The organism is Nocardia callitridis, from assembly GCF_039543305.1.
Taxonomy (GTDB): Bacteria; Actinomycetota; Actinomycetes; order Mycobacteriales; family Mycobacteriaceae; genus Nocardia; species Nocardia callitridis.
In genome coordinates this window covers 1,520,654-1,540,638 of sequence record NZ_BAABJM010000001.1, presented here as the reverse complement: position 1 = coordinate 1,540,638, position 19,985 = coordinate 1,520,654, and the positions used below count along the sequence as shown (strand labels likewise).

General features: G+C 66.9%; 18 protein-coding genes. 10 read left to right on the top strand and 8 right to left on the bottom strand.

Annotation, left to right across the window (positions count from 1 at the left end; genetic code table 11):
* Positions 1–114: 114 nt before the first annotated feature.
* Together ABEA50_RS06555 and serS are read right to left on the bottom strand one after the other, a co-directional pair.
* Entirely contained in the window at positions 115–1,926 is a 1,812-nt protein-coding gene (locus ABEA50_RS06555) for a putative bifunctional diguanylate cyclase/phosphodiesterase (protein ID WP_345494126.1), read from the bottom strand.
* 175 nt (positions 1,927–2,101) lie between these two features.
* The gene (gene serS, locus ABEA50_RS06550; RefSeq protein WP_345494125.1) at positions 2,102–3,367 is read right to left on the bottom strand and encodes a serine--tRNA ligase; all 1,266 of its coding nucleotides are present in this window, start codon (positions 3,365–3,367) and stop codon (positions 2,102–2,104) included.
* Positions 3,368–3,597: 230 nt separating this feature from the next.
* Between serS and ABEA50_RS06545 the strand changes: the two genes are divergently transcribed.
* From ABEA50_RS06545 to ABEA50_RS06525, 5 genes are all read left to right on the top strand, one after another.
* The gene (locus ABEA50_RS06545; protein ID WP_345494124.1) at positions 3,598–4,743 is read left to right on the top strand and encodes a septum formation family protein; all 1,146 of its coding nucleotides are present in this window, start codon (positions 3,598–3,600) and stop codon (positions 4,741–4,743) included.
* Positions 4,744–4,751: 8 nt separating this feature from the next.
* A complete protein-coding gene (locus tag ABEA50_RS06540; RefSeq protein ID WP_345494123.1) occupies positions 4,752–5,102 on the top strand; it encodes a metallopeptidase family protein in 351 nt (116 codons plus the stop codon).
* A 158-nt stretch (positions 5,103–5,260) separates the two neighbouring features.
* A complete protein-coding gene (locus tag ABEA50_RS06535) occupies positions 5,261–5,581 on the top strand; it encodes a PE family protein (RefSeq protein WP_345494122.1) in 321 nt (106 codons plus the stop codon).
* A gap of 49 nt (positions 5,582–5,630) precedes the next feature.
* Positions 5,631–6,782 (top strand): PPE domain-containing protein, encoded by a 1,152-nt coding sequence (locus ABEA50_RS06530; protein ID WP_345494121.1) that lies wholly within the window; start codon positions 5,631–5,633, stop codon positions 6,780–6,782.
* A complete protein-coding gene (locus ABEA50_RS06525) occupies positions 6,779–7,609 on the top strand; it encodes an ESX secretion-associated protein EspG (RefSeq protein ID WP_345494120.1) in 831 nt (276 codons plus the stop codon). The genes ABEA50_RS06530 and ABEA50_RS06525 overlap by 4 nt, the downstream gene beginning before the upstream one ends.
* Before the next feature lie 623 nt (positions 7,610–8,232).
* Here ABEA50_RS06525 and ABEA50_RS06520 read toward each other — a convergent pair.
* The 3 genes from ABEA50_RS06520 to ABEA50_RS06510 all read right to left on the bottom strand — a co-directional run bounded on the left by ABEA50_RS06520 (position 8,233) and on the right by ABEA50_RS06510 (position 11,125).
* Positions 8,233–8,916: a histidine phosphatase family protein gene (locus ABEA50_RS06520; protein ID WP_345494119.1), complete on the bottom strand. Its 684-nt coding sequence runs from the start codon at positions 8,914–8,916 to the stop codon at positions 8,233–8,235.
* Positions 8,913–9,827, bottom strand: coding sequence for a prephenate dehydratase (pheA, locus tag ABEA50_RS06515; protein WP_345494118.1), 915 nt, complete (start codon positions 9,825–9,827; stop codon positions 8,913–8,915). Before pheA ends, ABEA50_RS06520 begins: the two co-directional genes overlap by 4 nt.
* A 671-nt stretch (positions 9,828–10,498) precedes the next feature.
* Positions 10,499–11,125, bottom strand: a complete 627-nt coding sequence (locus ABEA50_RS06510; RefSeq protein WP_345494117.1) for a hypothetical protein — start codon at positions 11,123–11,125, stop codon at positions 10,499–10,501.
* A 466-nt stretch (positions 11,126–11,591) separates the two neighbouring features.
* Between ABEA50_RS06510 and ABEA50_RS06505 the strand changes: the two genes are divergently transcribed.
* The 5 genes from ABEA50_RS06505 to ABEA50_RS06485 all read left to right on the top strand — a co-directional run bounded on the left by ABEA50_RS06505 (position 11,592) and on the right by ABEA50_RS06485 (position 16,643).
* Complete coding sequence (locus tag ABEA50_RS06505) at positions 11,592–12,356, top strand: DUF2470 domain-containing protein (RefSeq protein WP_345494116.1); 765 nt, start codon at positions 11,592–11,594, stop codon at positions 12,354–12,356.
* A gap of 708 nt (positions 12,357–13,064) precedes the next feature.
* Positions 13,065–13,847, top strand: coding sequence for a CPBP family intramembrane glutamic endopeptidase (locus tag ABEA50_RS06500; protein ID WP_345494115.1), 783 nt, complete (start codon positions 13,065–13,067; stop codon positions 13,845–13,847).
* Between the two features lie 251 nt (positions 13,848–14,098).
* Complete coding sequence (locus tag ABEA50_RS06495; RefSeq protein WP_345494114.1) at positions 14,099–15,427, top strand: LCP family protein; 1,329 nt, start codon at positions 14,099–14,101, stop codon at positions 15,425–15,427.
* A 14-nt stretch (positions 15,428–15,441) separates the two neighbouring features.
* Positions 15,442–16,002, top strand: coding sequence for a ferritin (locus ABEA50_RS06490; protein WP_345494113.1), 561 nt, complete (start codon positions 15,442–15,444; stop codon positions 16,000–16,002).
* A 92-nt stretch (positions 16,003–16,094) separates the two neighbouring features.
* Entirely contained in the window at positions 16,095–16,643 is a 549-nt protein-coding gene (locus tag ABEA50_RS06485) for a ferritin (protein WP_345494112.1), read from the top strand.
* Positions 16,644–16,778: 135 nt separating this feature from the next.
* On the opposite strand, the gene ABEA50_RS06480 is transcribed toward ABEA50_RS06485, so the two are convergent.
* The 3 genes from ABEA50_RS06480 to ABEA50_RS06470 form a co-directional block, all read right to left on the bottom strand.
* On the bottom strand, positions 16,779–17,699 hold the full coding sequence (locus tag ABEA50_RS06480; protein WP_345494111.1) for a DUF5926 family protein: 921 nt from the start codon (positions 17,697–17,699) through the stop codon (positions 16,779–16,781).
* A gap of 414 nt (positions 17,700–18,113) precedes the next feature.
* Entirely contained in the window at positions 18,114–18,881 is a 768-nt protein-coding gene (locus tag ABEA50_RS06475) for a glycerophosphodiester phosphodiesterase (RefSeq protein WP_345494110.1), read from the bottom strand.
* Positions 18,878–19,960 carry a DUF4328 domain-containing protein gene (locus ABEA50_RS06470; RefSeq protein WP_345494109.1) on the bottom strand — a complete coding sequence of 361 codons (1,083 nt, stop codon included), beginning with the start codon at positions 19,958–19,960 and terminating at the stop codon, positions 18,878–18,880. Before ABEA50_RS06470 ends, ABEA50_RS06475 begins: the two co-directional genes overlap by 4 nt.
* Positions 19,961–19,985 lie beyond the last annotated feature (25 nt).

Here is a 19,985-nt window from a genome sequence, read left to right as displayed (position 1 = left end):
CACAGCGCCCGTGGCTTACCCACGTTGGTCGGCAATCCGCTCGATTCCTCATGCCTGGCCGCCGGTGTGGTGGCCCCGCGTGTCACCAGGGTCTATCTCGATGAGGTCGCCCACCTACGCGAGTGGCACCCACCCGTTCGAGGCCGGTCGCGCATCACCATCGCCGAAATCGGTGTCGGACGCCCCCAACGCGTTGGCCGTCCCCGAAGGCCCGACCCGACCCTGATTGCGATTGAGATCGGCGATCAGATCGTTCACCGAATGCGAATCGCTGTAGTGATACCCCTGCGCCAACGCGAACCCGAGCTCGGTGAGCACGGCGGCCTGATACTCGGTCTCCACCCCTTCGGCGATCACCTGAAGATCCAACGCGCTGCTCAACGCCGCGATCACACCCAGCAGCGGCGGCGCGGGCGAGTCCGAGCGGATCGCGGCGACGAACGACTGGTCGACCTTCAGGATGTCGCTCGGCAAGGTAGCCAGACGGCTCAGCGAGGAATACCCCGTGCCGAAATCATCGATGGCGATGCGCACGCCTCGATCCCGCAGCACATGCAGATTCGCGATCGCGGTGTGTGACTCGGCGGCGAGCTCACTCTCGGTGACCTCCAGTACCAGCTGCTGGGCCGGCCAGCCCGTGTTCGCCAAGATTTCGGACACTCGATCGGCGTAGCCGGTCTCGGCCAGTTCGAGGCCGCTCACATTCACATTCAGGGTCAACGCGAGCTGGGCGAAGGTGCTCTGCAACCGGGCGGCATCGGCGCACGCCTTGCGCAACACCAGCTCATCCAGATCGGAGATCAGATCGTATTCCTCGGCGACCCGGATCAAACCCTCCGTGGTGACCTCCGGCTGCGCGCTCGACGACCAACGCAGCAGTGCCTCGACACCCACCGCCTTGCCGCCACCCTCGCTGAGGCTGACGATCGGCTGATAGTGCACATCGAGCGCGTCGCGGTCGATCGCGTCGCGCAGCTCCGCCGCCAACGGCAACTGCCGCGCGGACTCCAGCACGGTCCGATTGCGGCCCGCTTGCTTGGCTCGATACAGGCCCACATCCGCACGGCTGACCAGCAGCGACCCGGACTCGCCCTGCTGCCAGGACGTGACGCCCGCCGAGCACCCCGCGGCGACCGCGGCACGCAGCTTCTCGGTGAGCAGAATCGCGGCCTGCTCGGTACTGCCGGGCAACAGCAACGCGAACGAGTCGCCGCCGTAGCGCGCCAACAGCTGTTCGGGCGTAATGATTTTCGACCACATCGCGGTGACTCGTTGTAATACGGCGTCACCGGCGCGATGGCCGAGATGGTCGTTGATCTTCTGGAACCGATCGAGATCGACCAAGACCAACGCCAACCCGTTCCCGGTGCGGGTGGCGTGCTGGATGGCGGTGTTCAAGGCACGGTCGAAGCCACGACGATTGAGCAGTCCGGTGAGCACGTCGACGTCGGCTTCCGAGGCCATCCTGGTAAGAATGCCGACCACCACACCGATTCCGACCGCGCAGCCCGCGGGAATCAACCCCGACCACCACGGCAATTCCGGATAGACCGACCGATTCGGCAACGCCCACAGGCACGTCACCACGACGAAGGCGATGTGCGCCGCCGCCGGTGGCCACGCGAAGAACAGCGCGGCATCGCAGGCGACGAACGCGTAGAAGGTGGCGAGAGTGAGCGCGCCAACGGTATTCGGGAACTCCAATACCGCGACCGTCACCAACACGGTCGCCAGCGCGACATACACGTGGTAGACCACGTGCGGCAGCCGAGTTCCCCACAGCAGCAGCGTGATCCCCAGCACCAGCGCGACCACCGCCGCGATGCTGACGACCACCGGATTGCCCTGCTCACCCGGCGCTACCGCGATGATGAGCAGCCCGAGTAGCCCGCCGATCACATAGAAGGCTCCGGTAGTCCGAGCCATAACCATTGTCGTCGCCAACGCCGATGCCGCCCGCACCCCTGGGGTTCGGGTATCGCCGCGCGCCCCGATTCCTCGCACCCGCTCAGCCTAGACACAACTGGCACCGGTAGTTGCCACATCCCCCGATTCGGGCATGGCGAACCACCAGTTATTCACCTGTCGACACCGCGATGCGCTACCGCTGCGGCGGTGTGAGCACCTCTGTGCCGACGAACGGGACCAACGCCGAGGGAACGCGCACCGAACCATCGGGTTGCTGATGGTTTTCCAGAATCGCGACAATCCATCGCGTCGTCGCGAGCGTGCCGTTCAAAGTCGCTGCGATTTGCGGCTTTCCGTTCTCGTCGCGGTAGCGCACAGCGAGCCGACGCGCCTGATAGGTGGTGCAGTTCGAGGTCGAGGTGAGTTCACGGTAGGTCTGCTGGGTCGGCACCCACGCCTCACAGTCGAACTTGCGCGCCGCCGAGCTGCCGAGATCGCCTGCGGCGACATCGATCACCCGGTAGGGCACCTCGATCGCCGCGAGCATCTCCTGCTCCCAGGCCAACAGGCGTTGGTGTTCGGCGTCGGCCTGCTCCGGGGTGGTGAAGACGAACATCTCGATCTTGTCGAACTGGTGCACACGGATGATGCCCCTGGTGTCCTTGCCATAGCTGCCCGCTTCGCGACGAAAACACGTCGACCACCCGGCGTAGCGCTTCGGGGCGGCACCGAGATCGAGAATCTCGTCCGAGTGGTAGCCCGCCAGCGGCACCTCCGAGGTGCCGACCAGGTAGAGGTCCTCGTCGGCGAGGCGATACACCTCGTCAGCGTGCTGGCCGAGGAAGCCGGTACCCGCCATGATCTCCGGGCGCACCAGCACCGGTGGGATCATCATCGTGAACCCGTTGGCCACGGCCTTCTGCGCCGCCAATTGCAACAGACCCAGCTGGAGCAGCGCGCCGTAACCGGTGAGGAAGTAGAAGCGCGCACCCGAGACCTTCGCGCCACGCTCGGTGTCGATCAGGCCGAGCGATTCGCCGAGCTCAAGATGATCCTTCGGTTCGAAGTCGAATTCCGGTGTCGTCCCGACGGTTTCCAGCACCACGAAATCGGCTTCACCGCCCGCGGGAGCGCCGTCCTGCACCACGTTCGACAGCGCGCGGTGCGCGGCGTCGAGTTCCGCGGCGGCGGCATTGCGTTCGGCCTCGGCCTCCTTGACCTTGACCGACATCTCCTGCCCACGCGCGAGGAGAGCGGGGCGCTCTTGCGCGCTCGCCTTACCGACCAGCTTGCCCATCGACTTGTGCTCGGCACGCAACGTGTCGAACGCGGCGACCGTGGAACGACGGCGCACGTCAGCGGCGAGCAGCGTGTCGACGAGAGCGGGGTCTTCGCCTCGAGCGCGCTGCGAGGCACGGACCACGTCAGGGTTGTCCCGCAGGAATCGGAGGTCGATCATGGGGATCAACACTAACCGTCCCTCCCCTGCGATTTCACCTCGATATCCCGCACGGCCCACCGCGCGGCTATCGCGGTCGCGTCCCCTCGCCAAAAGCGCCCGCACCGCACGGTTTTCGGCACGGCGCCCGGCGCGCCCGCCGTCGGCACCGACGCCACGGCCGCGACGCGAACCGCTGATCAGCCCGTGTCCTGGCCGCACGTGCGTGACACCTGCCATGATGGATCGCGATGTCCATCGATCATGACCCCCAGAACCCGCAGCCGTCCGGCCGGAACCCGCGCGGGCGGTCCACACGCCGTGCGTCGTCCGCGCGTTCCGGTGCTGGCCGCAGGTCGGGCGGCGGCGGTTCCGGTCGCGATCTGCACCTGTCGGCACCCACGATGCGCTGGGGTCTGCTCGCGATCGCCGTCGGCGCCGTGGCCGCCGCGCTGGTCACGATGTTCGTCACCGGGTTCAACAACGACAAGGGCCTGGAGGCGCACGGCCCCGCGGGGCCTGGAATCGCGCTCATCGACAAGGAGTTCGGCACGGCGGCCAGTGGTGACTGCCTGTCCTGGACCAAGCCGGACCGCTCCGATCTGGTGAAGGTCAACTGCGAGACCCAGCACATGTTCGAGGTCGCCGCCGATATCGACATGTCGCGGTATCCCGGTAAGGAATTCGGGCCGAGCTCACCGTTCCCCGACTCGTTGCGACTGACGGAGTTGAAGGAAGAACACTGCGTGCCCGCCGTGCAGCAGTACATGGGCGGAACCTTCGATCCGCGCGGCAGGTACGTCGTCGGGCTCATGTATCCGAGCGCCGACGGCTGGCAGCACGGCGACCGCACGCTGCGCTGCGGGCTGCAATGGTCGGCCAACGCGGGGACGCCCGCGACGACGGGCAGCGCGACCCAACACGATCAGTCGAAGATCTACCAGCCGGGCGTGTGCCTCGGCATCAACCAGAATCTGCCCACCGACCCGGTCGATTGCGTGCAGGAGCACGCGGTCGAGATCGTCTCGACCATCGATCTCGGCACCCAGTTCAGCGGAGGCCCGCCGAGCAAGGACGACCAGGACAGGTACATGCAGGACGAGTGCCAGCGCACCGCCTCGGACTATCTCGGTGGCCCCGAGGTCATCCAGGACAAGACGCTCACCCTGTTCTTCGACTACCTGGACGCGCGCAGCTGGCTGGCCGGAAGCAGGAAACTGGACTGCATGGTCGGCAAGGGCGCCGACCAAGAGGGTTTCGCGCCGATCACCGGTTCGGCCAAGGGCGAAATCCTGATCAATGGTCAGGCACCGGTGCCGCCGCCGCACAGCGGGCGCAGCACGCCAACACCGTTGCCCGGCGCCGCACCGCTGCCACCGCAGCCCGAACCAAGATAGCGACACCGATGCCAGTCGCCATGTCCGAGGCCAGATTCGAGGAGCTCGTCGGCGATGCGCTCGACCGGATCCCCTCGCAGCTCACCCGTGCTATCGACAACGTGGTGATTCTGATCGAGCCGCGCAATCCTGAGGAACCCGACCTGCTCGGCCTCTATCACGGCATCGCGCTCACCGAGCGCGACAGCCAGTACGGGGGCGCCCTCCCCGACACCGTAACCATCTATCGCGACACCATTTTGGCGGTCTGCGCCGACGACGACGAGGTGGTGGAACAGGTGGCGATTACCGTGATCCACGAGATAGCACACTATTTCGGGATTGACGAAGACCGCCTTCATGAGCTGGGATGGGGTTAGCCTTTACCCAGCCGAGGACTGTGCTGTTGCGGTTGGGGTGAAACCGTAAGAAAATTAGGGGAACTGATGGAACCGAACGCCGAGGTGTCGCGTCCTATCACTTGCAGGGGGAATTCTCGTGGTTCCGCCCAACTGCTGCCACTAGAAGGAGTCGAGTAATGGTTGGCCACGTATCCATACAGCCCGAAGTCGTCCTCGCCGCCGCGGCGGAGCTCGATCTGGTCGCCGAGCGGCTCGCCGCCGCGTCCGCACTGAGCGGTGCCGCGACGCACGTCATTCCCTCCGGCGCGGAAGAGGTCTCGCTCCTCGCCGCCGAGCACTTCAACCGTGCCGCGCTCACCCACGACAACGCCGTGGCCCAGGGGATTCTCGAGCTGCACCATGCCGCGGCGACGCTACGTCAACAGCTGGCAACGCATATCGGCGAAGACGTGGTTCGCTCGATCGGCATCAGTGCGGTCACCGGGACCATCGGCTGAGCCTGCGGATATCCGCGCCTACCTAGAAAACTAAAGGGGAGATACAAGGATGACCGCAGGAATCACCGGGGTGGTCTGGCTGCCCCGCACAGCGGAAGTGAATTGCGCCACGCTCTACAGCGGCGCGCACGCGATTCCCATCGCCGCGGCAGGCGGCGCATGGGGGCTGCTCACCGCGGCGTGGGTCGACGCGACCGCGACGGTGGTCCGCGTCATGGCTGAACTCGGCGTCGGTATGCAGGGTGTCAACGGACTCGCGGTGATCGGCCGGCTCACCGGCTTCACCGGGTGGGCTGAGCAGCAGGGCGTGCAGGCGGGGATCTTGGCCGCGAAAGCGACCGCCAATGTCACGGCGTACACGATCGCCTCGCTGGTCATGCCTAGCCCACCCGAGATCGCCGCGGCCGAGACCGCGCGCGTGGCGGCACATACCACCGGCGGCATGCTCAACGGCACCGCGGAAATCGCCGAGGCCGCGAAGGCCGCGATCGATCTTCGCGCCGCCCTCGTCATGGAAACCTACGAGGCGGCGACCAGCGCGATGGTGGCCGTCCCCGCCGACTTCCTCATGCCGCCGCCGATCGCCAACGGCGCGGGCTCGGCCGCACAGGGTCCCGTCGAGGAAGCCTTCGGCGGCAACCCGATCTCCGCGGTGGCGGGTGCCGCGGGTGCGATCGCGAACAACCCCGCGGTCGTGAGCGGTGCCACCCAGGCGGCGAACGTCGCGGGCACGGTCGCCACCGGCGGCGTGTCCACCGCGAGCAGCATCGGATCCAACGCGATCTCCGCCGTCACCAGCAGCCCCGCTGTTTCCAGCCCTGGGATCAGCATGGGCGGGCTCGGTATGGCTGGCATGGGGGCCGCGGGGACACGCTCGGCGGCGATGGGCACCGGAAGCGGCCTGTCGAACTTCAACGGCTCGGCGAAATTCCCCGAAGGTTGGGGAGCGCCGTCCGGTGGTAACCCGAGCACCGCAACGGTTCCCGAGAACGTCGTGGTCAACCAGAACGGTGGCGCGCCGGTCCGGCCCGCCGGCGGCTCCGGCGGCAACCCGTTGCTCGGCAACCAGGCTCGCAGCGACGGCGAAGACGACGGCGAACACAAGGGCAACGACTACTTGCGTTCGACCGAGCACTTCAACGACGGCCGCTCCGCTGCCGACGGAGTGATCGGGGCCGACTTCTCCGGCGCCGGTAAGTGACGGTGCTCGGAGCGGGCACCGGACCTTCGATGCTCGCGTCGGTCGTTCTCTCGCTCGACGAGATGCAGTTCCTCATGGAGAAGCTGCAACTCGACGAGCTTCCGGTCGTGCTCAACGCGATCGGGCGCTACGACAACGAGACCGACCACGACCGGGCGATGAACGCGGCGGAAGAGCAACTCGTCGACCGCGAGTTGCTGTTCCGCGGCGAACTGCACCCGGAACTCGAGGCCCGGCTGCGGGGGCTGTACCGCCCGCACTGGGTGGTCGCGCTGCGACTGATGGTCGAAGGACAAATGAGCAGGATGTGCGTGGCGAAGGGCGACGACATCATCACCACCGCCATGCGCGGCCCACATTCGTACGTGATCGATGAGGCCGGGGAAGATCTTCCCGGACCGTTGATCAGCGCACTCGGCCCCGCGGAACCGCTGGAACTGATGGGCATGAACGCACCCACCGAGGAATTGGTGCCGATCTTCGACGACGCGGGAGACGCCGCGGCGACGCTGAGCCGGCTCAACAAGGTGTGCACCCCCGCACACGACGCGCAGGCCATCGCCTCGGCGATGGTGGCGTGCCATTCACACGCCGAGATCGTCGGCGTGATCTACGGCGACGGCACCCGCGATGTCGCCGACAACCACATCACCATCTTCAACACGCGCGCAGGACGATTCATCGCTACCGCGAGCAAATCCGACGACGACGTCAAGTGGACGTCGTTCAGCAGCGGCACCAATGCTCGCCTACGCATCGCACTGCTCGATCTGATCAACGGTCTCCCCGATCGCGAGGAGTTCCCCCGCAACCCCACCCTCGCCTGAGGCCGACCACCGCTCCGCCGTGGTCGGTCGGCGCGGTGGTCGGTCGGCGCGGGTCGACCGGTATCGGCGCTCGGGCAAACCGCCACGCTCCACCGATCCGCTCCACCGATCCGAGGCGACGACCGAGTCCCTGCCCGGTCGACCCCACGGTGTCGAGACCGCGCAGACGCCGGGGACCGAGACCGTGTGGGCGGCCGGACCGGGGGCGGAAGGCGACGACCGAGTCCCTGCCCGGTCGACCCGACGGTGTCGAGACCGCGCAGACGCCGGGGACCGAGACCGTGTGGGCGGCCGGACCGGGGGCGGAATCCGAACTCCGCAGTCGCGTCAACCACACGCGCTGACAGCGATCCTGGCGAACGACCCGACCATCCGGGTAAGCCCGACAGGTCCCAGAGCTGGTACACGCCTGACCATTCGGCGTCCGGGCCTCGGGCATCCACTCGCCCCGTACGCACGACCGAACGCCCCAGCGGGTGAGCTGACACCCCAAAGTCAGTGGGCGCAGACAGGAAGGCCGCCGCGCCTGATCCTGCTGAGAGTACGGATCAAACGTGGGAATCCCGCACCGCGCTCCGCCAATACCGCGCGCGGCCCACCGCCGCAGGTCTCGATCCCGCGAGTTACCCCATCGGGTCGTCGGGGGTGTGTGCTTCCTTCGTACCGAACGGTGGGGTGAGTTGCCCCCACCGGACGCATTCCCAGCGACCGTCGGCGAGTGGCACCAGCTCGACGGTCTCGGTGTTGTCCAAGCGGTTGTCGGTGGTGAACGGTGGGGTCACACCGTCGGCCAGATTTCTGGTCACCAATCTGATCGCCGCGCCGTGATTCACCAACAGCACGTCACCGGGATTCGATTGGGCCGCAATCGCTTCGGGGGTCAAATACCGCTGCCGTAGCTGTTCGATCGCCGGGAGGAATCGGGCGAGCACCTCGTGTCCCGACTCGCCGCCGGGCACCTCGGCGTCCAGGTCACCGTCGTGCCACGCGCGGTAGATCCGCTGGAACGACTCGTGGGCCGCCGCGCCGCGCCAGCCTTCCCAGTCACCAGCCTGCACTTCCTGCAGGTTCTCCAGCACTGTCGCCGGCACCCCGGTCGCCGCCTCGATGTAGCCAGCGGTCTGGCGTGCGCGCAGGGCCGCCGAACAGAACAGCGCTACCGGCACCGAGGACAAGCTCTCACCGAACGCCTTGGCCTGCGCCGCGCCACGCTCGGTGAGCGGCAGCCCCGGCACTTTGGTGTCCAGCAATTGCGCGACATTTCCCTCGGTTTCGCCATGCCGAACCAAGATCAATTTCCCGGTCATAGATCCGCCACTCCCTTTCGTAGCTGAGTGAGCCACTGCGCGCCCGCCTCGTCCGAGGGCGGTGGTGTTCCGGTCGACGAGGTCGCCGCCCACGACCCGAGGAACCGGATGCGCGCCGTGCGATGCAGTGCCTTGAGTGCTTCGGCGACCGGCGCGTCATCGATGTGGCCGACACAGTCGAGATAAAAACGGTAGGTTCCCAAACCCGTGCGGGTGGGTCGCGATTCGATTCTGGTGAGATCTATTCCGCGGGTGGCGAACTCGGCGAACGCGCGCATCAGCGAACCCGGCTCGTTGGTCAATTGCAGCACGATCGAGGTGCGGTCGGCACCGGTCGGCGCCGGGGCAACCCTCGGGCGGGTTACCAGCACGAATCGGGTAACCGCCTGCTCGACGTCGGCGACACCCGATGCCAGAGTGGTCAAACCCAGGCGGGCACCGGCGAGTGCGGTCGAGACCGCGGCGTCGGCGTGCCCGGCGACCACGTCCTCGGCGGCCGCGGCGTTCGACGCCGAGGTAAACGGCTGCGCGGTGGGCAGTTCGCGCGCGACCCATTCGCGTACTTGCGCCGCCGCCACCGGGTAGGCGGCGAGAGTACGTACATCCGCCAGTCCGACGCCGGGATTGGCGACGATCGTGAAGCTGACCGCCAACTCGGTCTCGGCCACGATCTGCAGCCTCGCTCCGGCCGCGAGCGAGTCCAGCGTCGAGGAGATGGAGCCCTCGACAGAGCTTTCGATCGGCACCACCGCCCCGTCGGTATCACCGCAACGGACCAATTCGAGAGCGCCACCTTGGCTGGGCGCGGCTATTCGCTCGACCCGGCCTTCGAAGGCCCCCGAGGATTCCAGTTCGGCGAGGGCCATCTCGGTGAAGGTTCCCGACGGCCCGAAGTACGCGATACGCGGCACGGTTACGACAGTACTTGTGTCACCCCGACCGTGTTCCGCCTCGTCTGCCATGCCACCTCGATGCCACTGCGGCGGCAGGCAATTTCCGCGCACTCACAGAGTTACCGACGCGCTACCGCAACGAGAGTCGGTCACCACCCACACCAACCACTCGTCCCACTTCGCGCCGCGCCAAACGTCCCTGCTGCGCAGTAACACGGCTGACCCAACGATCTCCCGAGGTCGACCAACTCCCAGGGATTTCACGATCACCGGGACACACGCCCGGGCCGCCGATCGAGACCGCCTGTTGATCTCGGCGCGGCTCCGGGAGTTCGGGAGCCGCGCCGAGATTCAGCTGGGATGGCCCTCGACGGAGCTTGGAAGCAGGGCGGCGAGAGCACGGCCGGAGCGACTCAACAAGACCCGAAAACAGGACAGCAAGAACACGGCCGGAACGACTCAACGGGGCTTGGAAGCAGGGCGGCAAGAACACGGCCGAAGCGACTCAACGGGGCCTGGAAGCAGGACAGCAAGAACACGGCCGGAACGACTCAACAAGACCCGAAAACAGGACAGCAAGAACACGGCCGAAGCGACTCAACAAGACCCGAAAACAGGACAGCAAGAACACGGCCGAAACAACTCAACAAGACCCGAAAACAGGACAGCAAGAACACGGCCGAAGCGACTCAACGGGGCTTGGGAGTCAGGGCGGCGAGGGCACGGGCGATGTCGTCGGGGGCCGTGGTTTCGATGCCGAGCAGGACGTTGCGGACCGCTTCGACGGCGGGTGGGCGCAGTGATCTCGAGAACTCGAGGTCGGGGCGGGTCAGCGCCTCGCGAATGTCGTCGCCGCACAGTGCCGCCGTGGTGGCGGCCACGATCGCGACCGCGCGTGCGCCGGACGAGGTTCGGGCGATGAATCCGGTGTCCGCGTGCGCGATACCGGCCAAGAAGTCGGCGATCGTCGAATCATCTTCAGCGGCAATCACTTCGACCCGGGCAGACTCGGCGGGTCCGGTTCGTGCGCCAGGATCGCTGTCGGCACGTGTGGTTGACACGACCGCGGAGCTCGATTCTGCCCCCGGTCCGGCCGCCCACACGGTCTCGGTCCCCGGCGTCCGCGCGGTCTCGACACCGTCGGGTCGACCGGGCAGGGACTCGGTGACCGACTCCCTCTCGTCCAGATCCAGCACCGGCACCCCGGCCGGGCCGGATCCGATCGGCCCCACCAGATCCAGCACCAAACTCCGCCGCGCGGGCACACTCAACTCGAGCATGACCGCGGCCCGCGCAACACCTGCGTTCTCGCCCACGAATTCACCGTAACAACCCCCACGACCTCCCCAGCTTCGCCCACCTGCCATTGTCGAGCACTCGCGCGCGAGGCATTGGGGATCGATTCGCTTCGACCGAATCTCGTGCTCGGCAGCGAGATGACGAGCCACCACCGAATGTGTGCCATCCGCACCCACCAGCAAATCACCGCTCGTTGAGGAACCGTCGGCGAACATCGCCTGTGCTGCACCGTCGGGCGTGTGGCCGATCGCGGTGACGGCTCGACCGGACGTTGCTCAGCTACAGCCGGCAGCGGGGCGGCGGTCGTCGCCGATCTGCCATGACATCGTTCGCGGATTTCGAGAATCACGCTGGCGATAACGGTTGCGAATCACCGTGCCATCACTTAGCTTAGGGTAACCTAATCATTCGAGAAGCGGCCCGCCGCCGCGCGAAGTAGTGCCGCCGCGAAGCGGCACCGGCCCGATCAGCACGGAGGTTCGCATGCCGCGTCCGACCCAGACCGTCGCACCGTCCACCGCCGAACAGGTGCGCAGCGCGTGTGTGCACGCGCAGCAAGCCGTGCTCGCGTTGCCAGGTATCGACCCGACGCCGACCTCCGTGCATTACCTCAGGGGCAGTGACGCGGTGATCGCGGTACCGGTCACGTCGATCGCCGCGGTACTGACCAGGCACACCTACGTCGGCGGCTCCCCCGCGGTACTGGAACTCACCGATCACGCACCCCTGGCCCTACGCGAATCCGTGCGCGCCCTGGTGTGGTTGCGCGGCAAGATTCGCGCGGTCCCCGAATGCGATCAGCGCGATCTCGCCGGGGAGATCGCCGAGAAGAACCCGCACCCCGACCTGCTCGACGTCGGCCACGGCGCCATCCTGCTGCGCCTGGTGATCGATTCCGCGGTGATCGCCGACTCCTCCGGCGCGGAGGCCGTCGACGCCGACGAATTGCGTCTTGCCGAGCCGGATCCGTTCTGCGCGATGGAATCCGACTGGCTCCAGCACATGGACACCGACCACGCCGACGTCGTCGCGCAACTGACTCGCCACCTGCCACCCCGGCTACAACACGGCACCGTGCACCCGCTGGCCATCGACCGCTACGGCCTCACCCTGCGCGTCGAAGGCGTCGACGGCGACCACGATGTCCGCCTGCCCTTCAGCGCCCCCGCCGACGATATCGAGGCACTGGGCCGCGCTGTCCGACTCCTGGTGGGCTGCCCCTTCCGTAACGGCATCCGGCGGATCTGAGCAGCACAGCGTTACCGCACGCAGCGTTACCCGGGAAGTGCCTGGGCCGCTATCGCTTCCGAAAGACCTGCCCAACCGACCCTGCTGGGGATTCTCGACCGGACGCGGTCGCGACGATCCGGCGATGCTTGGATCGAGGCCAGCATCGGCACAGTGCACAAGGCGAGCGGCAGAGACCGCCGCTCAGAACCCTTTCTCCGCAAAACATGCCCGCGATTCCTGGTGGGTTCGACAGCGACGGAAGGCCCGCCCGCGATATTGCCCGCAGCCGCGAACTCAGTCGCTCGTCCCGCTCGCCGAGTCAGTTACGTCCGCCAGTGGCTACTCTCGGCCCGCAACATGATCAGCGGCTATTCGGCGACTGATTCGGGCTTCTGGCCACACCTCAGCACCTGACGCTTGCCCTCGGCCCGGCAGTCCCCCTGCCCGCCAACGGTGCGCCCCGACCAGGACGAATCGAGCAAGATCCGACGACTCCATCGCCGTCATCGATGTGGAAATCGGTGATCGGCAGATCGACGCGCAGCACGACCGACGACCCCGATGACAGTTCACGACACAGTCCACTGAACTGCCCGGGGATCATCCGGGCAAGGGATTCGGTGCGGCGGCTCATCGACCGACAACCGTCCGACAGGCTCGCGGCCACGCAGCACCGGCGGTGCCGCGCCTGTGCGAGCGCCAACGCCGAAGCAATAGATTCGACGCATGGGCAAATCCGACGCCGAGCCAGCGGTGACCGAGCGCGAGCGGTTCGGGATCAAGCTCGAAATCGGTGTCGTACTGGTGGTCACCTTCGGGTTCAGTGGGCTTTCGGCCGCGCTTTCGCTGGTGCGGAGTGCGTTGGCGCCGGGAGGGATCGGCGGGCAGACCGTCGCGCTGAATCCGTCGCGCGCCACCCAGTCGACGATCGATCTGCTGTTTCAGCTGTTGAGTGTGCTGCGGCTGGCCGGGTGGGCGGCGTTGGCGCTGTATCTGTTGTGGCGCAGCGAGATCGGTCCGCGAATGGTCGGGCTGGCCAGGCGGGTGCGGTGGCGTTCGGATGTGTTACCCGGTGTTGTTCTCGCGGCGGTGATCGGCCTGCCCGGTCTGGCGTTGTATCTGGTGGCGCACACGCTCGGGATGAGTGTGACGATCGTGCCCGCCTCGCTCGGCGATCACTGGTGGCGACTACCCGCGCTGATCTTGGCGGCGTGGGCGAACGCGGTGGCCGAGGAGGTGGTGGTGGTCGCCTATCTGATCACCAGGCTGCGCAAACTCGGCTGGTCGGAGAACACGTCGCTGGCGGCCTCGGCACTGCTGCGCGGCAGCTACCACCTGTATCAGGGCGTGGGCGGCGGGCTCGGAAACCTGGTGATGGGCGTGGTGTTCGGACGGTATTGGCAGCGTTCGAATCGGCTGTGGCCGTTGATCATCGCGCACGCCTGCATCGATACGGTGGCCTACCTCGGGTATACGGCACTGCACGAACACGTTTCCTGGCTGCCTTGATCGGGTACTTGCCGTTGCGGGTAGCCCTACTTTGTGCGGTTGCCCGAGCGTCACCACGCGACTCAGGCGGCGACGCGCACCGCTTCGTGACGCAACTGTTCCCCGTCGGGGTGCTAACGAGTCCCCGTGGCGGACGAATTTCCAGTGAGCAACAGAACATGTCATGACCGTGGGACATCGCGCCCGCTCGTCACCACGTACCCGCACCGCGCAATCGCTCGCGGCGGCCGGCGATAAGTAGAGTCTCAATGATGAACGGCGACGACCCCCAGCACTACGCGCGCGCGCGCCGGGTTCCGCCGCCGCCTGGTCGGCCGGGCCCGCCGCCGATGCGGCGCCAAGGCCCCCGACCGATGCCGGGTGGACAGCCACCCCAGATCGAACCGACGCAGGTGCTGCGCCGCGACGGTAGGCAAGCACCACCGCTGGCCTATTCGCAGGCGCCCCCACAGCAGGTCCCACCGCGGCGACCCCCGCCGCCACCCAAGCAGCCACCACCGACGCACGCGCCGACACAACGTCCGGTGCCCTACCGCGAGGACCCACCGCCGCCAGGGCGTCGGCGCCCGCCTCCCGGCCCGCCGCAGGACGGCCCGCCGCGGGCCCGTCGTCCCGAGCCGCCGCCGCGTCGGCGGCGCAAGCGCCACCCCTTCCGTTGGTTCCTGGTGTTGGTACTCGTCCTGGTGCTGGCCACGGTGGGCGCGGTCGTGCAATTGGACCGTTCGCTCCACCGAATTCCCGCGCTGGCGGGCTACAGCGGGCGGGTCGGCGATACGCCGGGGACGAACTGGTTGCTGGTCGGCTCCGACGGTCGAGGTGACCTGTCGGAGGATCAGACCCAGGAGTTGTCCACCGGCGGCGACGTCGGCCCGGAACGCACCGACACCATCCTGCTCGTGCACGTGCCCAGCTCCGGCGGCAAGACCACGATGGTCAGCTTGCCCCGCGACTCCTACGTCGATGTCCCCGGTCAGGGCAAGGACAAGCTGAACGCCTCGTTCGCGATCGGCGGCCCACAACTGCTGGTACAAACCGTCGAGAACGCGACCGGCGTGCATCTGGACCATTACGCGCAGATCGGCTTCGGCGGCTTCGCCGGGGTGGTCGACACCCTCGGCGGTATCGATATCTGCGTCCCCGAGCCGATCGACGACCCGCTCGCCGGGATCAACCTCGCCGCGGGCTGCCAGACGCTGAACGGCCCGCAGGCGCTCGGTTTCGTGCGCAGCAGGGCTACCGCCATGGCAGACGTCGACCGGATGAATCATCAGCGCCTGTTCATGGAGGCACTGCTGAAGAAGGTGTCCAGTGCGGGCACTCTGGCCAACCCGTTCACCCTGTGGCCGCTGGCACGCGATATCGCGGGCTCATTGAAGGTCGACCAGAAGGATCACATCTGGGACCTGGCGATGCTCGGGTGGGCGATGCGGGGTGAGACCGTGGCGACCACGGTCCCGATCGGCGGCTTCGAGGACACCGACAGCGGCAATGTGCTGCTGTGGGACAGCGAGCAGGCCAGTCCCTTCTTCGATGCGTTGGCCAAGGATCAGGCAATTCCGGACGACCTGTTGACGAAGTAGGTAGCGTCGGGGGTATGCCGGATAACGCAGCAGCCCAACCCTTTACCGCCGCGTTGCAGACGCAGATCCGTCGCGGGTTCACCGCGGCGCACCAGTACGTGTGCGCGGCGGTGTATTTCGATTCGAAGCGACTGCCTCGGTTGGCGCAGCATTGCTACGGCCGATCCAATGAGCAGCACGCTCGCGCCCTGCGGATGGTGCGCCACCTGCTCGATCGCGACGACGAGGTGGCGGTCGGTGGACTCGGCGAGATCCGGTCCACGTTCGATTCGCCACGCGCCGCCGTCGCGGTATTGCTGGCCGACGAACAGACGCGCAGCGAGCAGATTTCCGGGGTGGCGCGCGTCGCCCGAGATTCCGGAGATTATCTGGGCGAACAGTTCATCAGGTGGTTCCTCGAGCGCCAGATCGAGGATGTGGCGTCGTTGTCGACGCTGTTGACCGTGCTCGATCGCTCGGAAGGCAATCTGTTCGACGTCGAGGAGTTCGTGGCGCGTGAACTTCCCGTTCCTGGAACCGCCGATAATTCTGGCAATACGGCCCCGAAAATGGCGGGTACGGCGCGAATTCAATAACCCAGCACTGCCTAAACAAAGTTAGGCAATGCTGGCTTCAATAAGGCTGCACTTGGATGACAAGCGCTTTGACCAGCGCTAATCTCGCTGTCATGTCCAGCCATCCAGATTCCCCACGAAGCAAATTCCACAGCCTGCTGCACGATCAGATCAGGCATGAATTCAATGCCGAACATCAGTACATCGCCATCGCGGTGTGGTTCGACAATGCGGATCTGCCGCAGCTGGCGAAGCGTTTCTACAAGCAAGCCGTGGAAGAGCGCAACCACGCGATGATGATCGTGCAGTACTTCCTCGATCGCGATATCAGCGTCGATCTGACCGGTATCGAGGGCGCGCAGTCGCACTTCGAGAATGCCCGCGAACCGATCGCCTTGGCGCTCGCGCAGGAGAAGACCGTGACCGACCAGATCATTCAGCTGGCGAGCACGGCTCGCGAAGAGGGCGATTACCTCGGCGAACAGTTCATGCAATGGTTCCTCAAGGAGCAGGTGGAGGAGGTCGCCAATATGACGACGCTGCTCACCATCGCCGATCGTGCCGGGTCGAACCTGTTCGACCTGGAAGATTTCATCGCGAGGGAAATGAGCGGAACCAGTGACGCTTCCGGTGCACCGTCGACAGCGGGCGGCAGCGTCTAGCGCCACCTCGACCGAAAACGGGCCCGGCTCACCAGAGCCGGGCCCGTTTCGTTTTCGTTCTTACACAGCCGACTTCACGTCGAAGTGTGCTATTCAACTCGCACGCGAAGAAATGATTCAGCGCACAGAATGACTTCAGCGCAAGGTGACTTGGCGCGAACGCAGACCGTCACGGGAACGACGTTCCGCCGCTGTTGTCGGTTCGTCCGACGCCAGTGCTTCGGCCAGTCGCGCATCGAATTCGATTGCCGGTGCGACCAATTCATCGGGGTGCTGTTCGGGGTCGAGATCGAACACCGGGACCAGTAGGCCGTGGGTGCGGAACGATCCCGCGAACCGGGAGCCTTCGCCCAGATGCAAACCACCGTTGGCGTGCAGCCGTGCCAGCGCGAGCATCAGCGCGTCCTCGTCCTCGGGACGCACCCACCGGATATGCGCCTTGTCACCGGCGTCGACCCACCACGCCGCACCAACAGTCTCGGCGCCCAGTGCGAGCCGCGCCGACGGCATGATCGCCTGCTTCGCCTGTTCGATGGTCGCGGCGACCTGCGGGTCGGGGTCGACCCCTTCGGGCACCCACCAGTCGAAGTCCTGGTGCACCGTGAGATCCAGTGCCGCAGCGGGATCGATGACGTCGGCGAGGCGCGGCCCGCCCGCGACACTCTCCACCGAACTCAACGAATCGCCCGGCTCGGCGGACTGGGTCCAGAGGATTCCCGCGGCCAGATCGGCGCCGGGGTCGGCGCCCTGATGCTGCACCTGCACGCCCACGTACCCGGTGGGCGGCTCACCGGCGCGCACCAGTGCCGACACCGCACCTGGCAGCACGGTGGCCAGCACTACCGGCCGTTCGGCGGCGACACCGGGGACCAACGGCAGCTCGGCGGTCGCCGACGGCACGAATTCCCGTAGCGCGACCAGATCGCATTCCGCGGCCAACCCTTCGAACGGGCGCGTGTTGGTCTGCGCGGCCTGTTCCAGCGCCGCACGCCGCTCGGCGAGACGCTCTGCCCGGTTGCCTCCGGGCTTAGGACTATTGCGCTTGCTCTTACCCACGGCTGGTGAGCTTATCCGCCGCGACACCCCCGCAACCCCAACGGGCTACTCGGCGCGCGGCACCCTCGACCGGATCACCGAAATACCGTGTGCATGCATGGCATTCGCGAGCAGGGGACCACACACGAACCGATCATCCGCGTGTGCGGACCTTTCCGTCGTTGTCGGCGCGGTCGCTGAGGTCGCGATGGTCGCGAACGCCTCTGGTGTCACGGACAAGGACGTGCACCGAATAGGCTGCCGCACTTCGATACCGTTCCTTCGCGGAACGACTCGACAGCCGCGGTAGGGAGAACCTGACACCGGGCAGCTCGTTGACCTGACTGCCCGCATTTTTCGGGTCACACCGGAGTCGGACGTATTCCACCCAGGCTGGTGTTTCGGTACCGCTATGGCAGGGCTCAGGCAGGCGAGTCAGCGGGAGCCAAGGACCGCCTTGGTGCGGCCGGGATGGTTGGAGGCGATCCAGCTGACCCCGAGATCCGCGCACAACTGGATGTCCTCGGGCTCGTCGACGGTCCAGCAGTAGGTGGCTCGCCCCGCGGCCGCGGCCTTGTCGACGAGTTCCGGGTGCTCGCGCAGCGTCTTCACCGAAGGACCGACGGCCGTGGCGCCCACCGTGGTCGCCGCGCCGCCGCCGAGATAGCGCGAGGACTCGCCGAGCAGGACTGTCGGAAGCAGCGGCGCGGCACGTCGGATGCGCCAGACGGCCGTCGCGGCGAACGACATCACGACCGCACGCGAATGGTCAGCCGAGGCGGGTGCCGCGATCCCGAAGCGCTGCAATTCGGCGAGCAGCTTGTTTTCCACCAATGCGCCGTAGCGGACCGGGTGTTTGGTCTCGATGAACAGCTTGGTCGGCCTGCTGCGCCAGTCGAGCACCAGACTGATCAGGTCACTGAGGGTGAGCACCGAAGACGGCGCGCCCTCGGCGCCGAAATCCAGCGCGGTGAGCTCGTCCAGCGACATCTCGCTGACCAGACCCGTACCCGACGAGGTGCGGTCGACCGTGCGGTCGTGCACGCACACCAGATGGCCGTCACGGGTGAGCCGGACATCGCATTCCACCCCGTCCGCGCCCTCCTGCAACGCCAATTCGTAGGCGGCGAGCGTGTGTTCGGGCCGCGCCCCCGACGCCCCCCGGTGCGCCACGACGAACGGAGCGCGATTGTCCTGGCTCACTTGGCCATAACCTCCTCATGCGCATGGTCCACCGCGTCCGCACCGGTGGCCGGGTGCTCGATGGCCCCGTTGTCGGAACCGGATTCCCGCGCCCCCTGTTCCTCGGCGCGCCGGTGATCGCGCCCACTCGGGTGCACCGGTTCGATGACCGGCACCATCGGGTCGACGGCGTTGAGCCACCGGCGCGCGATCCGGTCGCGCCCGCGCAGATCGCGGCCCTCGACCGTCCTGATGACCCACAGCGTCAGCACGGTGACCCCGGCGGCGACGAGATCGGCGAACGCGGTGAACATCACCCCGTCCGCCTTGGCCTGCAGGGAATCGGCGGTGCGCCAGTACAGCGCGGCCACCGTGAGCAGGCCACCGAAAACCCAAGCGGCCCACCAGACCCGGACCGCGCGCAGCGCCCGGGGATCCGGCCGGTCGGCAACCAACTCGGTGAGGAAAACCCCGGGCAACAGCAGATTCACCACCGGGACAACGCATCCGGCGATCAGCCAACGCGCCCGACGCGGGTCGAGCCGACCGGCGTGCGCGTAGGCGACGCGCCGTGTTTCGATCAGCCAACCCACCGCGGCCACCGCGGTGAGCAAGGCGAGCACCAGGGCCAGCACACCCGCAACGAAGACCAGCGCATCGGAGAAGAACAGCACCGCGGGATGGATCAGCCGGGTCCGGTTGCGCAGCAGGACGCCGTAACGCAGCAACTCCGCGACGGCGGCGACGCCGAACATGGCGGCGGTCCAGACCAACAGGGTGCCCAGCCAGCCGACGAAACGGTCGAGTGGGCGACGGGGGGCTGGCTGCTGCTGTGGTGGCGGATCCTGCAACCCCCACCGCGGTGTCGCGTGGTAGCGGGGTGTCGCCGCGGGCTTGTCCTGCGGCGCGGGCGGCACCGCATGTCGTACCCGCTGGTCAGGACGACGTGCCACCCAGCGGTAGTTGCGGCGTTCGGCGGGAGCGTCGATCGAAGCGGGTGAGAGCAGCACACCGCGGCAACGCGGGCACCAGTACATCGGTGTCTTCTGCACGGCCCACCGCGCGCCGCAGCGCGCACAGGGCTGGACAACCGTGCTCACGCGGCCTCCTTCACGGCTTGCGTGT

Excerpts from the sequence above, each read along its gene's own strand:
- ABEA50_RS06555 (WP_345494126.1), bottom strand. The coding sequence starts at position 1,926 with ATGGCTCGGACTACCGGAGCCTTCTATGTGATCGGCGGGCTACTCGGG.
- serS (WP_345494125.1), bottom strand. The coding sequence starts at position 3,367 with ATGATCGACCTCCGATTCCTGCGGGACAACCCTGACGTGGTCCGTGCC.
- ABEA50_RS06545 (WP_345494124.1), top strand. The coding sequence starts at position 3,598 with ATGTCCATCGATCATGACCCCCAGAACCCGCAGCCGTCCGGCCGGAAC.
- ABEA50_RS06540 (WP_345494123.1), top strand. The coding sequence starts at position 4,752 with ATGCCAGTCGCCATGTCCGAGGCCAGATTCGAGGAGCTCGTCGGCGAT.
- ABEA50_RS06535 (WP_345494122.1), top strand. The coding sequence starts at position 5,261 with ATGGTTGGCCACGTATCCATACAGCCCGAAGTCGTCCTCGCCGCCGCG.
- ABEA50_RS06530 (WP_345494121.1), top strand. The coding sequence starts at position 5,631 with ATGACCGCAGGAATCACCGGGGTGGTCTGGCTGCCCCGCACAGCGGAA.
- ABEA50_RS06520 (WP_345494119.1), bottom strand. The coding sequence starts at position 8,916 with ATGACCGGGAAATTGATCTTGGTTCGGCATGGCGAAACCGAGGGAAAT.
- ABEA50_RS06505 (WP_345494116.1), top strand. The coding sequence starts at position 11,592 with ATGCCGCGTCCGACCCAGACCGTCGCACCGTCCACCGCCGAACAGGTG.
- ABEA50_RS06500 (WP_345494115.1), top strand. The coding sequence starts at position 13,065 with ATGGGCAAATCCGACGCCGAGCCAGCGGTGACCGAGCGCGAGCGGTTC.
- ABEA50_RS06495 (WP_345494114.1), top strand. The coding sequence starts at position 14,099 with ATGAACGGCGACGACCCCCAGCACTACGCGCGCGCGCGCCGGGTTCCG.
- ABEA50_RS06490 (WP_345494113.1), top strand. The coding sequence starts at position 15,442 with ATGCCGGATAACGCAGCAGCCCAACCCTTTACCGCCGCGTTGCAGACG.
- ABEA50_RS06485 (WP_345494112.1), top strand. The coding sequence starts at position 16,095 with ATGTCCAGCCATCCAGATTCCCCACGAAGCAAATTCCACAGCCTGCTG.